Genomic DNA, 14,078 nt, shown 5'->3' with positions numbered 1-14,078 from the left:
GGGACGTGCATCTTTTGGACCCCGCAACCGCATGGGTCAACCGGCAAAACCCGGGCGCAAGACGCCGCGAACCGTACCGTTTCCGGCCTATCTCGCTTGAAATGCCCCTGCCCCGCGCGTAAGACACCGCGACTTCTTTTTCGAGTGGAGGGTTTCCATGACGGCTCGCAATCTTCTCCTGCTGCCCGGTGACGGCATCGGCCCCGAGGCCATGGCCGAAGTTCGCAAGATCATCGCCTATATGAACGAGGCGCAGGGTGCCGGCTTCGTCACCGACGAAGGTCTCGTCGGCGGTTCCGCTTACGATGCCCATGGCGCGGCCATTTCGGAAGAAGACATGGCCAAGGCGCTCGCCGCCGACGCCGTTCTCTTCGGTGCCGTCGGCGGTCCGAAGTGGGACGACGTGCCTTATGAAGTGCGCCCGGAAGCTGGCCTGCTTCGTCTGCGCAAGGATCTCGAACTCTTCGCCAACCTGCGTCCGGCGATCTGCTATCCGGCCCTTGCCAACGCTTCTTCGCTGAAGCCCGAGCTGGTCGAGGGTCTCGATATCCTGATCGTCCGCGAGCTGACCGGCGGCGTATACTTCGGCGAGCCGAAGACCATCACCGATCTCGGCAATGGCCAGAAGCGCGCCGTCGACACGCAGGTCTATGACACCTACGAAATCGAGCGCATCGCCGCCGTCGCCTTCGAACTTGCACGCACCCGCAAGAATGCCGTCTGCTCGATGGAGAAGCGCAACGTCATGAAGTCGGGCGTCTTGTGGAACCAGGTCGTCACCGCGACCCACAAGGAGAAGTTCTCCGACGTCAAGCTCGACCACATGCTGGCCGATGCCGGCGGCATGCAGCTGGTGCGCGCACCGAAGCAGTTCGACGTCATCGTCACCGACAACCTGTTCGGCGACATGCTCTCCGACGTCGCTGCCATGCTCACCGGCTCGCTCGGCATGTTGCCGTCGGCTTCGCTCGGCGCTCCGGATGCCAAGACCGGCAAGCGCAAGGCGCTTTACGAGCCGGTGCATGGTTCTGCCCCCGACATCGCCGGCAAGGGCATTGCCAACCCGATCGCCATGATCGCCTCGTTTGCCATGTGCCTGCGCTACTCGTTCAACATGGTTACGGAAGCCGATCGACTCGAGAAGGCAATCGCCAATGTGCTCGACCAGGGCATCCGCACCGGCGACATCATGGCCGATGGCTGCCGCCAGGTCGGAACGGTCGAAATGGGCGACGCGATCCTTGCCGAGTTCAAGGCGCTCTCGGCCTGAGCCAGACCATCTGAATTTTGATCCGACGGCGCGGGGCAACCCGCGCCGTTTTTCATTGGCGCCCTATCCGGCACGCAGAGGGTCACTTCTCCGTGATGAAGCCTTCTGAGGAGAAAGAGACGGTCCCATCGGCAATCCGAAACGCCACTGCCTGCGTAAACATCACCGAAAGGCAATCTACGGCAGATGCGACCACACCTTCAGGGGAGTGGGTGGAACATGAGGGGCCTTGAGCCGTTCAACAGCAAATGCCGGAAAACGGGCTGCCGGCGTGCGGTCCCCCAGACCCAGGGAGATGTTTCGATGAAGGCAATATCCGCTGACAGACACATCATCAGATACGCGATGTCGCAGCCCTATCTTGAACGGGAAGAAGAACTGGATCTGGCCATCCGGTGGAAGGAACAGGATGATCAGGGCGCCCGCAACAGGATCGCCCAGGCGCATATGAGGCTCGTGATCGCCATGGCCTCCAAGTTTCGCGGTTTCGGCTTGCCGCTGAATGATTTGATCCAGGAAGGCTATATCGGGCTTCTGGAAGCCGCAGCCCGTTTCGATCCCGGTCGAGAAGTCCGTTTCTCCACCTATGCCGGCTGGTGGATCCGGGCCTCGATGCAGGATTACATCTTGCGCAACTGGTCGATCGTGCGCGGTGGCACCAGTTCGAGTCAGAAGGCACTTTTCTTCAACCTCCGGCGCTTGCGCGCAAAATTGGCGCAGGGAGACAACCGCCTTTCCGATCAGGCGATCCACCAGGAAATCGCCTCGGCCCTCGGCGTAAGCCTCGCTGATGTTCAGTCGATGGATGCACGCCTGTCCGGAAACGATGCCTCGCTTCAGACTCCGGTCGCCGGTCGCCACGGAGAGGGGACGGAGCAGCTGGATATGCTGGAAAGCAACGAGGCGCTGCCGGACGAGCAGGTGACATCGATCATTGACGGCGAGCGGTGGAACGGGTGGCTGAAGGACGCACTCAATCGGCTGAACGAACGTGAAAGCCGTATCATCAAGGCGCGGCGTTTGACGGAAGACGGCGCGACACTGGAAGAGCTGGGCGAGGAACTGGGCATTTCCAAGGAACGTGTCCGGCAGATCGAGACGCGAGCACTCGAAAAACTGAAACTTGCACTCACGGACAGGGCCCCCAACACGGCACGCTACGAAATGGCTTATTGAACAGCTACAGTGTGACGTGCGGAGCCGGCGGAGACGCCGGCTTTTTGCTGAAGGAATGCCGATTTTACTCGGAAATGATCTTCACGCGCATCCCCGGCGAGACGGTAGACGTGGGTCCGAGCGCATTGATCAGCCGGAAGAGTTCAAGTTTGCGATCCGTCCCCAGCATGCGCGCCGAAAGCGTACCGACGGTATCACCCGGCCCGACCGTGATGACGCGCACGCGCAGAGGCTTGAGCGATGCGGCTTCCTGTGCCGTGATCCGACGGAAGGAAGCGCGTAGCTGTGCCGCGGTCGTTTCGAGAGCCGGGCTCCCTTTGGGGACGGCAGTCAAGAACCGGAATATCTGCGGGCCAATCCGGATGACGGTAATATCGAAGTCCCAGCGATCCGCAGAAGCCCTGGCGGTCGCGGCTTCCAGACCATTGACCGAAATCGTCTGGATCGTATCCGGCAAAAGCCCGGTGACCCAGCCGCTCGAAATGTAATTCGGCAGGCTGATCTTCTGGTTGTCGGCAACGCCATCGAAGCGGATGGCGACGTCGCCGGGTCCGGTGGCGAGCACAGCCTCGACTTTATTGTCGATCTGGAAGCCGACCGGTACATCGAACCGGATACCAAGCTGGCCATGCAGGAAGGTCTGGCCGCGCACAAAACCCTCTTGCGGGCTGTCGCCATAAAGCAGTCCGTCGATGCCGTTCAGGTAATAGTCGCGACCGGTCTCTCCATGCGTACCCTCAGGACCGAAGGCGCGAGCATGCCGCTTGGCAAGTTCGACACGTTGCGGTGCATTCGGATGGCTTGAGAGGAAGTCCAGGCTTTGGTCGGCATCGGGATCGACCGAGGTGAACTGACTGTAGCGCGCCATGGAATCGAGGAAACGGGCAGCCGCATAAGGATCGTAGCCGGCCTCGCCGAGTGTGCGCACGCCGATGACGTCCGCCTGAAGTTCCTGCTGGCGAGAGAAAGCGGCGAGGCGCAGCTTGCCGCGGGCGAGCGCCTGTTTGCCAGCGAGATCGCTGGACAGAACTTCCGCGACGACGCGGCTTGCAATGACTTCCGCTTCTTCACGGCGCTGACGTTCGATGCCGTGATTGGCCGTGACGTGAGCCATTTCATGGCTGAGGACGGCGGCGACCTCGGATGCGTCATTGGCCAAGGCCAGCAATCCACGTGTCACGTAGAGATAGCCACCGGGCAGCGCAAACGCATTGATCGCCGGCGAATTCAGAATCGTGATGCGGTAGGACTGGTTCGGGTTCTCCGATACCGCCGTCAGTGCTCCGGCGATACGGGCGACGAGACGTTCGGTCTTCGCGTCGGAATATTCGCCCCCATAGGAGGCGACAATGCGGGGATGCTCGCGTGCACCCATCTGCGCACGAGGGTCACCCTTCTGCACTTCCTCAACGATCTGCGGATTGCTGGACGGCGAGACCGACGGCTCATAGGCCTGCTCGAAAAGCGACTGACAGGACGACAAGACCAGGCCGCTCACGACGAACGCTGCCACCGTCGACGCAAGCCTTACAGGCCGGCGCCGCCGATCAACATCGGCAGCCATCACGCTGTTCCGGCTGAAAAACTGCATCCTGCCCCTTCACCCTGTGCCCGATCGTCTGACCTTTCGGTCAGCCCGGGAGGAGTATCCGTTACCCGGCACCAGAATCGTTCAATCGCGATCCATCGGCTCATTCCATAATGCGAAACTGTCGCATGCTCTAGACCATAGTGGCCGCAACCGCATTGACCAAGCCCCTGCCGCGCTGGGCAACCATTCTCTGGCCGCATGACAGCAGCGAACGACCAAATTAAGGCGAAGGTTCCCCGGAAAGATCTATGCCGAGAAAGTCGCGGACGGGGGGAAGATCGATTCGTTCGAGAAATTGCCCCGTCGGTGCATCGATCAGCACGCTGCCGCCATCAATGAAAACGACGTGGCTGGCCAGGCGAGCGAGATCGCGTGGATCATGCGTCACGAGAAGCACTGTGGCGCCGGTCTCGCGGTGCAGCGTGGCAAGCAGATCAACCATGGAGGCCCGAAGTCCCGGATCGAGCGCCGCGAATGGCTCATCCAGCAACAAGACCGGACGCCGACGCACGAGCGCACGTGCAAACGCGACCCGTTGACGCTCTCCGCCCGACAAAGACCCCGGCAAGCGCCGCTCATATCCGGAAAGCCCGACGCGATCGAGCGCTTCGGATATGGCCATGCGGTCGGCCGGCTGCAGCCTCAGGCCAGGGTGAATTCCAAGGCCGATATTGGTGAACAGATCGAGATGGGAGAACAGGTTGTTGTCCTGAAAGACCAGAGAAACGGGCCGATCCGCCGGAGCAAGCTGGGTGACATCCTGTCCGCCGATCAGAACCGCGCCACTTTCGGCGCGTTCAAAACCGGAAACCAGATTGAGCAGAGTTGATTTTCCCGCGCCCGATGGCCCGACGACAGCGGTGATGACGCCGGGCGCGAAGTCGCAGTCGAACAGGAACTGGTTTTGTCCGAGCGTAAGCCGGGCGTGATCGAGCCGGATGGAAGCGGAAGCTTTAGGGGGCATGGGCCCGCTCCTTCTGTGAATCGCCGCGGGGAGAACCGGATGCGCCAACAAGGGCCAGGGTCAGGCAAATGACGCCCAGGATCAACGCGAGACCATCCGCATCATGGCTGCGGTAGCTGCCCATTCTGGCATAGATCAGGGTCGGCAGCGTTGAGATATTCTCCGAGCCGAACAGCGCGACCGCGCCGAGATCGCCGAGCGAAAGAGCCATGGTGAAGGCGAAGGCTGTCATGAGCGGTCCCCTCAGGACCGGCCAGTCGACAAGACGAAGTCGCTGGCCGACGGACAAGCCCAGGCTTTCCGACAGGCGCGCCGTGCGCGTGCGGTGTTCGAAAACGGCGGGTTCGAGAACGCGAACGGCGAACGGCAAAGCCATCAGCGCGTTGATACCCACGACGACGACGGGCGCAAATTCAACAATATCCCCATGCGGCCTGAGTGCCAGGAACCAGCCTGTGGCGAGCACACTGGTGGGGATCAGCAAGACCAGCGACGAAACCCCCACGAGGCACGCGGAATAAAAGCGCGCAGGCCATGTCTTTGCCGATGGACCGGTAGATAGCACGCCCCGCGCGGCAATGGCGGCATAAGCCCCTCCTGTGGCAAGGAGGCCCGCAACGGTCGCGACGATAAGGCTGGTTGTTGCTGCCTGTCGAAAAGCCGGTTGCCCTATGAGACCCATGAGATCGGCCTTCAGGCCCGACGCCACGATCTGGCCAAGCGGCAGTGCGAGAAAGAGTCCCGCACACGCCAGAACAATGGCATCCAGGAGCAGGACGACGGGGCGACGGCCATCGTAGCGGATAGCCGTCCGGCCGCTTGTCGCGCCGGTATCGGACACTGCCGGTAGAAAGCTGAGACCCGCCAGAACGCAGGCCGTCACCGTGATCTGGACGAAGGCCAGCGACACCGCCCGCGCCGGATCGAAATCGAAACGGAGTGCATGATATATCGCCACCTCGATCGTGGTCGCAGCCGGCCCACCACCGAAGATGAGGACGAGCGTGAAGCTGGTGACACAGAGCATAAAGATCAGCCCGGCAGCACCCGGGATGACACGCGCAAGCACCGGCCATTCCACAAAGCGGAAGCTGGAGAGAGGCGAAAGACCAAGACTGGCCGTCGTTCGCCAGTATTCCGCAGGCACGCGTTCCAGGGCCGAGAGCATCAGCCGGGTCGCAAGCGGCAAATTGAAGAACACGTGGGCAATCAAGATACCGGACAACCCATAGATTGAAATCGGTTGCGAGAACCCGAGCGCTGCAAGCGCATCATTGACCAAGCCGTTGCGGCCGAAGATGCCGATCAGGCCAAGCGCGCCGATCAGGACCGGCAAACCCATGGGCACTGCCATGAGCCGGATCAGCCATTGCCGGCCGGGAAAAGACGGTTGGCGCGCCAGCGCACTGGCAACGGGGACCGCGAGACCGACGGCGATCAATGTGGAAAGCAGAGCTTGCCACAACGTGAACCCGAGCACGGCTTGGACCACCGGGTCGGAAAAAGCTTGCCACAAGCCACCTGCCCGGCCCGAAAGCAGGAAAATGAGAGCCACGCCGACAAAGGCTGAAGTAAGGCCGAGGACGAGAAGGCCGCCCGCGAGCGCAGGCAGCCTCTGTCGGCGGGACTGGTGCAGCGGACGCAGCATCAGCGGTTCAGTCGAGTGTCATGGCTTTCAGCCATTCGTCGATCCAGGCCTGACGGTTGGCCGCAACTTCGGCCGGAGTCATGAGGAAGGTCGTCTTCGGCTGGACGAGCGTTTCGAAGGCAGAGGGGAGCGGCTCGGAAGTGGCTGCAACCGGCATCATCCAGTTGTTCGTTGGGATCGTGTCCTGGAAACCAGGCTCAAGCATGAAGGCCAGGAACTGTCGCGCGAGATCCTTCTCCGGCGCATTCTTCAGGATGCCGGCAACCTCGATCTGAATGTAATGCCCTTCGGAGAAGTCGGCCGCCTGATAGCGGTCAGTGTTTTCTGCAACCATGTGATAGGCCGGAGACGTCGTATAAGACAACACCATCGGCGCCTCGCCCTTGGTGAACAGGCCATAGGCTTCCGACCAGCCGGGGGTCACGGTGAGAATGCGACCCTTCAGCTTTGTCCAGGCCTCTGCCGACTTGTCGCCATAGACCGACTTCACCCAGAGCAACAGGCCAAGCCCGGGCGTGGACGTGCGAGGATCCTGAATGACAATCTTCTGGCTCGGGTCACCCTCGACCAGATCCTTGAGGCTCTTGGGTGGCGTCTTGATGGTCTGGGTATCGTAGATCACGGCAAAGTGGCCGTAGTCATAGGGGACGAAGACGTCGTCACGGAAGCCTCCGGGAACACTGACCTTCGATGCGTCGATCCCTGCATTTTCGAACAAACCGGTCTGTTTGGCTTCATCAACGAGATTCGTATCGAGGCCAAGAACGACGTCGGCCTTCGACCCCTCGCCTTCGAGCTTAAGCCGCGTCAGAAGAGCCACCCCATCCGCGACACCGACAAAGTTCACGCTGCAGTCGCAAGTCTTCTCGAAAGCTTCCTTGACCTTCGGTCCGGGGCCCCATTCGGAAATGAAGCTTTCGTAGGTATAGACGGTGAGGACCTTGTCGTCCGCCCGGACAGGCAAGGTGAAGCCGACAGTCAACATGGCAGCCGCGAGGCCGGAGCGGAAACAGGTAGCGAGATATGACGGCATGACGCCCTCCTCCAAAAAATCATTGATATCGGGATAGGGCGTTTGCGATCGACGCGTCTAATCCCTCCGCCGGTGTTAGCCGGATCAGGTTCCGCGGGTTGGCTGACGCCTCTCAGCATTCCGGTAAAGTCAGATCGGAAGGCACCCCGTTAGAGCAAACAAGGAGATAGCGCGCCGCTCCTGCGAGTGCAAGATGGCTGGGCCAGGCGCGCTCGATTGGTAATTGAAACGCAATGCAGCCATGGTACGCAGACAATCAGACTGTGCTGAATATTCCGGGGCAAGAAGAGGCATGACGAGTGACATGAGCGGAAAGCCGGCCTCTGCTGAGCAGGCCATCGCCTCAGTTGAAGCGAGTTTCCGCAAGCAGATGGCCATCGCGCTTCACAGCTTCTGGCATTCAGCCATCCGCAACCGTATCCTTGCCTTCGCGCTCGCATTGGTCGTGGTCATCCTCGCCACTGCCTACGGGACCGTTCTGCTCAACCACTGGAACGCGCCCTTCTACAACGCGTTGGAACAGCGCAATTTGCCGGCATTTCTCCAGGAACTGCGAAATTTCGCTGTGATTGCCGGCGCACTTCTCGTCCTGAACGTCGTTCAGGCCTGGCTGAACCAGATGACGGCACTGCACATGCGCGAGGGCTTGACCCGCGACGTAATCGACCAGTGGCTGGCAGGACGCCGGGCGTTTCGTCTGTCAATGACGAGCCCGCTCGGGGTCAACCCGGACCAACGACTGCATGAAGACGCACGCAAGCTGGCAGAAATGACGACTTCTTTGTCGATCGGCCTGTTCAACGCGACGATCCTTCTGGTGAGCTTCATAGGGGTGCTTTGGGGTCTGTCGAGCGACTTCGTCTTCAAGCTCGGAGACTGGAGCTTCCGAATCCCAGGCTACATGGTCTGGGGCGCGATCCTGTATGCCCTTGCCGCTTCCCTCCTCAGCCGTCTTGTCGGCAGACGGCTGTCGACCCTGAACGCCGAGCGATATGCGCGCGAGGCGGACCTGCGTTTTTCGCTGATGCGCGCCAATGAGAATCTTGAAGCGATCGCCGTTGCGCGGGGAGAGGACACCGAAAAGCGGCACATCCATCAAACGCTGGACAGCGTCTTGGGCTCCATCCGCAATCTGGCGCTCGCGCTGACCAATCTCACTTGGGTCACGGCAGGTTTCGGTTGGCTGGCGATTATCGTCCCAATCCTGATTGCCTCACCCGCCTACTTTGCGGGGACGATTACCTTCGGCGGCCTGATGATGGCGGCAGCGGCTTTCACTCAGGTGTATTCCGCGCTCCGCTGGTATGTCGACAACTTCGGCCAGATCGCCGACTGGCGAGCCGCACTGCTGAGGGTCACCGTGTTTCGCGCTGCCCTCGATACCATGGACCAAACGGACACAAATTCCGGCAATATAGAGATCTCGATGTCCGAGGACGGGGTGTTGCGCCTGAAAGCCCTCGAAATTGGCGTGGCCGCGTCAGCAGACAATAACGGCAGCGCATTTCGCCTCGCGGAACGCGACATGGAGATCGCGCCAGGCGAACATGTGATGGTCAACGGTGACCAGGGCGTCAATCGCAAGCTCTTTTTCAATGCCCTTGCGGGCTTGTGGCCTTTCGGCAAGGGACGAATTCTGCTTCCGGCCGGTGCCGAAATCCTCTTTGTCCCACAGATTGCCTACTTGCCCGAAGGCAAGCTGCGCAGCCTTCTCGCTTATCCGGTGCCCTCCGCAAAGTTTACAGACGAGGACTTGAGATCCGCCCTGGAAAGGGTGGGCTTGCGGCATCTCGGCACGCGACTTGAGGAGCGCGCGCGCTGGGAAAGGCTTCTCGACAAGGATGAGCAGATGGCCCTCGCATTTGCCAACATTCTCCTGCGCAAGCCCCGCTGGGTCGTATTCTTCGATGTGCTGGAAGGCTTGGAACCGGAGACCGAGGCTCGTTTGGCAGCTCTGCTGGGCGAAATGACCGACACCACCCTGCTTTACATCGGTCGTTCCGCCGCTTTCGCGCAGGCCACCGGGGCAAGGCTGGTGCATCTTGAGCGCGTGATGAATAACGCGCCAGAGAAGCCTGCTTAACCTTCAAGTTCCTCGCGCAGCATTTCGAGTTCCAGCCATTCCTCTTCCCAGCGCGTAATATCGGCGCGGAGCTTCTCCATCTCGGCAGCAAGCCTGTTGAAGGTTGCGGGATCCTTGGCAAAGAGGTTGGGGTCGGCCATCTTAGCCTCGCGCGCGGCGATCTCCTTCTCTGCCTTTTCCATATCCTTCGGCAGGTTCTCCAGGGCAAATTTCTGCTTGAAAGAGAGCTTGCCCTTGTTCTTTGAGCCGCTATCGGCCGGTTTGGCGCCTGCACTCTCCTGGGTCTTTGCTTTTTCGGCTTTCTCCGCTCGTTTGCGCTCGTCTTCGACACCCTTGCGCTGCGCAAGCATATCCGAATAGCCCCCCGCATATTCGATCCAGCGACCATCCGGCGCGTCCGGATTGGCCGGAGCGATGGTCGAGGTCACCGTGCGGTCGAGAAAATCGCGGTCATGGCTCACCAGAATGACTGTACCCGAGTATCCCGCGACAATTTCCTGCAATAGGTCGAGGGTCTCGATATCGAGATCATTCGTTGGCTCATCGAGGATCAGCAGGTTCGAAGGCTTGGCCATGATCCGCGCCAGCATCAACCGGGCGCGCTCCCCACCGGACAGGTTGCGGATCGGCGTGCGAGCCTGTTCGGGCTGAAACAGAAAGTCCTTCATATAGCCGGTGACGTGCTTCTGCTCCCCGTTGACCAACAGGTTCTCGCCACGCCCGTCGGTCAGATAATGGGCAAGCGAATCATCGGGGTTAAGGTCTTCACGCTTCTGGTCGAGCACCGCAATCTCAAGATTGGTGCCGAGCTTGATCACGCCCTCATCAGGCTGCAACTGACCCGTGAGCATCTTCAGAAGCGTCGTCTTGCCAGCCCCGTTCGGTCCGATCAAACCGATGCAGTCTCCACGATGCACGCGGATCGAAAAAGGCGCAACGATGGTTCGATCGCCATAGGCCTTGGTGATCTTTTCCGCCTCGACGACCAGCTTGCCGCTTTCCCGGCCTTCGCTGACCGCAGCCTGAATTGTGCCCTGTGGTCCCTTGTGCCCACGGTAATCCGCGCGCAGGGCCTGCAGATTTCCCAGCCGCCGCATGTTGCGCTTGCGCCGGGCGGTAACCCCGTAGCGCAGCCAGTGCTCTTCGCGTTCAATCTGACGGCCAAGCTTGTGCTGCTCTATTTCTTCTTCTTCCAGCACCTTGTCGCGCCATTCTTCGAAATGGCCAAAGCCCCGGGCGAGTCGCCGGGACAGACCGCGATCAAGCCAGACGGTGGCGGTCGAGATCTTTTCCAGGAAGCGCCTGTCGTGGGAAATGAGAACGAGCGCGCTGCGGGTCTTCTGCAGTTCACCTTCAAGCCATTCGATGGTCGGCAGGTCGAGATGGTTCGTCGGCTCGTCAAGCATGAGGATATCGGGTTCAGGCGCCAGTACGCGGGCAAGTGCCGCCCGCCGCGCTTCGCCGCCAGAAAGCCGTGTCGGGTCTTCCTGGCCCGTCAAACCCAGATGCTCCAAGAGATAGGTCACACGATAAGGATCGTCTCCCGGTCCAAGTCCTGCCTCGGCATAGGCCTGCACGGTTGCATAGCCGGCAAAGTCTGGTGCCTGTTCAAGGTAGCGGATCGTCGAGGCCGGGTGACGAAAGACCTCCCCCGATTGCGGCTCGACCAGACCGGCCGCGATCTTCATCAACGTCGATTTGCCCGATCCGTTGCGGCCGACCAGACAGATCCTGTCACCAGGTTCCACCTGCAGTCCGGCGCCATTCAAGAGCGGCGTTCCGCCGAAGGAGAGGAAGATATCGTCGAGTTTAAGTATGGGAGGCGCCAAGGCTTCAGGCTCCAGAAAGATCGTAGGGGCGCGCCAGCAGAACCGCGCGGCCACGGGTGAGCGACACCGAAACGGGACCTTCGGCGACATTGGAAATGGTGCGGGACGACCCGAAAGCCAGAGAGAAATCGGTGAGCGGATAGCGTGCGTTGCGAATGGTCAGCCCTTCGAGCGCGGTGAAGCCCAGAACCGAAAACAGAGCTCCCTTGGGCAATTCCAGCTCGAGCTGGCTCTCATCGGCAAACGGGTAGGCCTCCTCATCACCCGAGGTCAGCACCACCTCGAAACCGTCTTCCACCAGGCCGAGCGCATTCAGATAGTGCTGCAGGGCGTGGTCGGACCGCTCTCCGCCGAGGGCCCCGGCAAAGATCAACCGCGTGGCACCGCGGGAAATGGCCTCGGCAACCGCAATTTCGCCGTCTGTTGCGGCCTTGGCCGCAGGATACGTCCGACGCTCGACGCCAGGCCATGCCGAAATGAGGCTTGCCTCACTGCTGTCGAAGTCACCTGCCCAAAGTTCCGGAACGATCCCCAATGCGGATGCATGCCGCATCCCGCTGTCGGCAGCAATCGCACGGCTGCCTTCGGTCAACGCTTTAAGGCGATCCGTGACGGTCAGATGACCGCCGAGAAGGATGGTGAAGCACGCATTTTTCATGTGCCTGCCCATATCGCATCTTGGCCGAAAAGGGAAAGGCGAAAGCGTTGGCGGGGTCACGCAACCTGATCCGACGGCGGCAACGGCGTTGCACGGCTTCAACTTGCTCCGCAGCGCTCGCGTCGCTAGCCTCTAGGGACGAATTGAAAGGCGAATACAAAGGAAAACCGACCGATGCAATTTACCGGCACCGCGGACTACATAGCGGACAAGGATCTGATGATCGCTGTAAATGCTGCAATCCGACTTGAGCGACCACTTCTGGTCAAGGGGGAGCCGGGCACAGGCAAAACGGAACTGGCGCGTCAGGTCGCCTCGGCCCTCGGTCTGGACATCCTGGAGTGGAATATCAAGTCCACGACCAAGGCCCAGCAGGGCCTTTACGAATATGATGCGGTATCTCGCCTGCGCGACAGCCAGCTGGGCGATGCCAGAGTGAACGACGTGAAGAACTACATTCGTCGAGGCAAGCTTTGGCAGGCCTTTGCTGCAGAAAAGAAGATCGTGCTGCTGATCGACGAGATCGACAAGGCGGACATCGAGTTCCCCAACGATCTGTTGCAGGAGCTCGACCGGATGGAGTTCCATGTCTACGAAACAGGTGAGACCATAGCGGCTCGGGTCAGGCCGATCGTCATCATCACCTCGAACAACGAGAAGGAGCTGCCGGACGCCTTTCTGCGCCGCTGCTTCTTTCACTACATTCGTTTCCCGGATGTGGAGACGCTCGAACGCATCGTCGAGGTTCATTATCCCGGCATCAAGAAGAGCCTTCTCCGCAACGCGCTCAGCCAGTTTTTCGAAATCCGGGAAACCCCAGGATTGAAGAAGAAGCCCTCGACCTCAGAGGCGCTCGACTGGATCCGGCTTCTGGTATCAGAGGACATGGACCCGGCCGAATTGCGCGCCGATCCCAAACATGCGCTACCCAAACTGCACGGTGCTTTGCTGAAGAACGAGCAGGACATCCACCTGTTTGAGCGTCTCGCCTTCATGGCCCGCCGCGATCGTTAGGTGAGCCGGTCCACGCGCTCGATGAGTCCTGCTCGTTCAGTGCAACCCGAACAATCCGAGCAGTTCCTCTCTTTGGCGCACAAAGCGGGGATTGCTGCGGTCGCGCGGACGAGGAAGGTCGACGTCGACCAGCTTGGGCTCGGCACCTTTTTCCCGCGGAAGGATGAGGATCCGATCCGCCAGAAAGATCGCCTCTTCGAGATCGTGGGTGACGAGCACCGTTGTCACGTCCTCTTCCTTCCAGATCCGCGCCAGTTCCTGCTGCATTCCGATCTTCGTCATGGCATCGAGCGCACCGAGCGGTTCGTCGAGCAGCAGGATTTCCGGCTGGACGGCGAGCGCCCGCGCAATACCAACACGCTGAGCCATGCCTCCAGAAAGCTGCCGCGGATAGGCGGTTTCAAACCCTTTCAGACCGACCAGATCGACATAGCGCTGCGAGATGAAGCGGGCTTCCTCGCGGGAGAGCCCCCTGGTCTCCAGACCGAAGCCGATATTGTCGATGACGGTCAGCCAGGGCAGCAAGCGCGGCTCCTGAAAGATGACAGCCCGCTCGGCTCCGACGCCCGACACACGCCGGCCATCGATCAACACCTCGCCACCATCGGCCTGTTCGAGGCCGGCGAGGATGCGAAGGAGCGTCGTTTTGCCGGAACCGCTGGCGCCGACGATGGCGAGGCTCTCGCCTGACCGGATCGTGAGGTTCAGGTCCTTGAGGACCGGGAGCGGTTTCCCGTTGAGGGTGAAGGCCTTGGAGAGGTGACGGATTACCACCTCTCCTCGAATGCTGTTGGACTGAGCGAGCGCCATGG

Annotated in this window: 11 protein-coding genes and 1 riboswitch; of the genes, 4 read left to right on the top strand and 7 right to left on the bottom strand. The window is 60.7% G+C overall.

Annotated features, from left to right (window positions below):
• Positions 1-157: 157 nt before the first annotated feature.
• Positions 158-1,270 carry a 3-isopropylmalate dehydrogenase gene (gene leuB / locus ACT53S_RS18365; RefSeq protein ID WP_476068041.1) on the top strand — a complete coding sequence of 371 codons (1,113 nt, stop codon included), beginning with the start codon at positions 158-160 and terminating at the stop codon, positions 1,268-1,270.
• Positions 1,271-1,573: 303 nt separating this feature from the next.
• On the top strand, positions 1,574-2,446 hold the full coding sequence (locus ACT53S_RS18360; protein WP_476068040.1) for an RNA polymerase factor sigma-32: 873 nt from the start codon (positions 1,574-1,576) through the stop codon (positions 2,444-2,446).
• 64 nt (positions 2,447-2,510) lie between these two features.
• Here ACT53S_RS18360 and ACT53S_RS18355 read toward each other — a convergent pair whose 3' ends face one another.
• The 4 genes from ACT53S_RS18355 to thiB form a co-directional block, all read right to left on the bottom strand.
• Positions 2,511-4,010 (bottom strand): M48 family metalloprotease, encoded by a 1,500-nt coding sequence (locus ACT53S_RS18355; RefSeq protein WP_476068039.1) that lies wholly within the window; start codon positions 4,008-4,010, stop codon positions 2,511-2,513.
• A gap of 247 nt (positions 4,011-4,257) precedes the next feature.
• Positions 4,258-5,001: an ATP-binding cassette domain-containing protein gene (locus ACT53S_RS18350; RefSeq protein ID WP_113377798.1), complete on the bottom strand. Its 744-nt coding sequence runs from the start codon at positions 4,999-5,001 to the stop codon at positions 4,258-4,260.
• On the bottom strand, positions 4,991-6,649 hold the full coding sequence (locus ACT53S_RS18345) for a thiamine/thiamine pyrophosphate ABC transporter permease ThiP (RefSeq protein ID WP_476068038.1): 1,659 nt from the start codon (positions 6,647-6,649) through the stop codon (positions 4,991-4,993). The genes ACT53S_RS18350 and ACT53S_RS18345 overlap by 11 nt, the downstream gene beginning before the upstream one ends.
• 7 nt (positions 6,650-6,656) lie before the next feature.
• Entirely contained in the window at positions 6,657-7,634 is a 978-nt protein-coding gene (thiB, locus tag ACT53S_RS18340) for a thiamine ABC transporter substrate binding subunit (protein ID WP_476068276.1), read from the bottom strand.
• Between the two features lie 92 nt (positions 7,635-7,726).
• Positions 7,727-7,841, bottom strand: a riboswitch (TPP riboswitch).
• Positions 7,842-7,974: 133 nt separating this feature from the next.
• On the opposite strand from thiB, the gene ACT53S_RS18335 reads away from it, so the two are divergent.
• Positions 7,975-9,765, top strand: a complete 1,791-nt coding sequence (locus ACT53S_RS18335) for an ABC transporter ATP-binding protein/permease (protein WP_476068037.1) — start codon at positions 7,975-7,977, stop codon at positions 9,763-9,765.
• Here ACT53S_RS18335 and ACT53S_RS18330 read toward each other — a convergent pair.
• Complete coding sequence (locus ACT53S_RS18330; RefSeq protein ID WP_113377794.1) at positions 9,762-11,594, bottom strand: ABC-F family ATP-binding cassette domain-containing protein; 1,833 nt, start codon at positions 11,592-11,594, stop codon at positions 9,762-9,764. The genes ACT53S_RS18335 and ACT53S_RS18330 overlap by 4 nt on opposite strands.
• A 4-nt stretch (positions 11,595-11,598) precedes the next feature.
• The gene (locus tag ACT53S_RS18325) at positions 11,599-12,252 is read right to left on the bottom strand and encodes a thiamine diphosphokinase (RefSeq protein ID WP_476068036.1); all 654 of its coding nucleotides are present in this window, start codon (positions 12,250-12,252) and stop codon (positions 11,599-11,601) included.
• Between the two features lie 174 nt (positions 12,253-12,426).
• Between ACT53S_RS18325 and ACT53S_RS18320 the strand changes: the two genes are divergently transcribed.
• Positions 12,427-13,266: an AAA family ATPase gene (locus ACT53S_RS18320; RefSeq protein ID WP_476068035.1), complete on the top strand. Its 840-nt coding sequence runs from the start codon at positions 12,427-12,429 to the stop codon at positions 13,264-13,266.
• A 36-nt stretch (positions 13,267-13,302) separates the two neighbouring features.
• Here ACT53S_RS18320 and ACT53S_RS18315 read toward each other — a convergent pair whose 3' ends face one another.
• Positions 13,303-14,076, bottom strand: a complete 774-nt coding sequence (locus ACT53S_RS18315) for an ABC transporter ATP-binding protein (RefSeq protein ID WP_476068034.1) — start codon at positions 14,074-14,076, stop codon at positions 13,303-13,305.
• Positions 14,077-14,078: the final 2 nt, after the last annotated feature.

This window comes from Allorhizobium sp. DMC15 (assembly GCF_056314065.1).
The sequence above is the reverse complement of the archived record's forward strand: the minus strand, read 5'-3'. Positions and strand labels throughout refer to the sequence as shown.

Bases quoted from the DNA above. Each gene is read 5' to 3' on its own strand.
- ACT53S_RS18345 (WP_476068038.1), bottom strand. From the start codon at position 6,649: ATGCTGCGTCCGCTGCACCAGTCCCGCCGACAGAGGCTGCCTGCGCTC.
- ACT53S_RS18335 (WP_476068037.1), top strand. From the start codon at position 7,975: ATGACGAGTGACATGAGCGGAAAGCCGGCCTCTGCTGAGCAGGCCATC.
- ACT53S_RS18350 (WP_113377798.1), bottom strand. From the start codon at position 5,001: ATGCCCCCTAAAGCTTCCGCTTCCATCCGGCTCGATCACGCCCGGCTT.
- ACT53S_RS18355 (WP_476068039.1), bottom strand. From the start codon at position 4,010: ATGGCTGCCGATGTTGATCGGCGGCGCCGGCCTGTAAGGCTTGCGTCG.
- leuB (WP_476068041.1), top strand. From the start codon at position 158: ATGACGGCTCGCAATCTTCTCCTGCTGCCCGGTGACGGCATCGGCCCC.
- ACT53S_RS18320 (WP_476068035.1), top strand. From the start codon at position 12,427: ATGCAATTTACCGGCACCGCGGACTACATAGCGGACAAGGATCTGATG.
- ACT53S_RS18315 (WP_476068034.1), bottom strand. From the start codon at position 14,076: ATGGCGCTCGCTCAGTCCAACAGCATTCGAGGAGAGGTGGTAATCCGT.
- thiB (WP_476068276.1), bottom strand. From the start codon at position 7,634: ATGTTGACTGTCGGCTTCACCTTGCCTGTCCGGGCGGACGACAAGGTC.
- ACT53S_RS18325 (WP_476068036.1), bottom strand. From the start codon at position 12,252: ATGAAAAATGCGTGCTTCACCATCCTTCTCGGCGGTCATCTGACCGTC.
- ACT53S_RS18360 (WP_476068040.1), top strand. From the start codon at position 1,574: ATGAAGGCAATATCCGCTGACAGACACATCATCAGATACGCGATGTCG.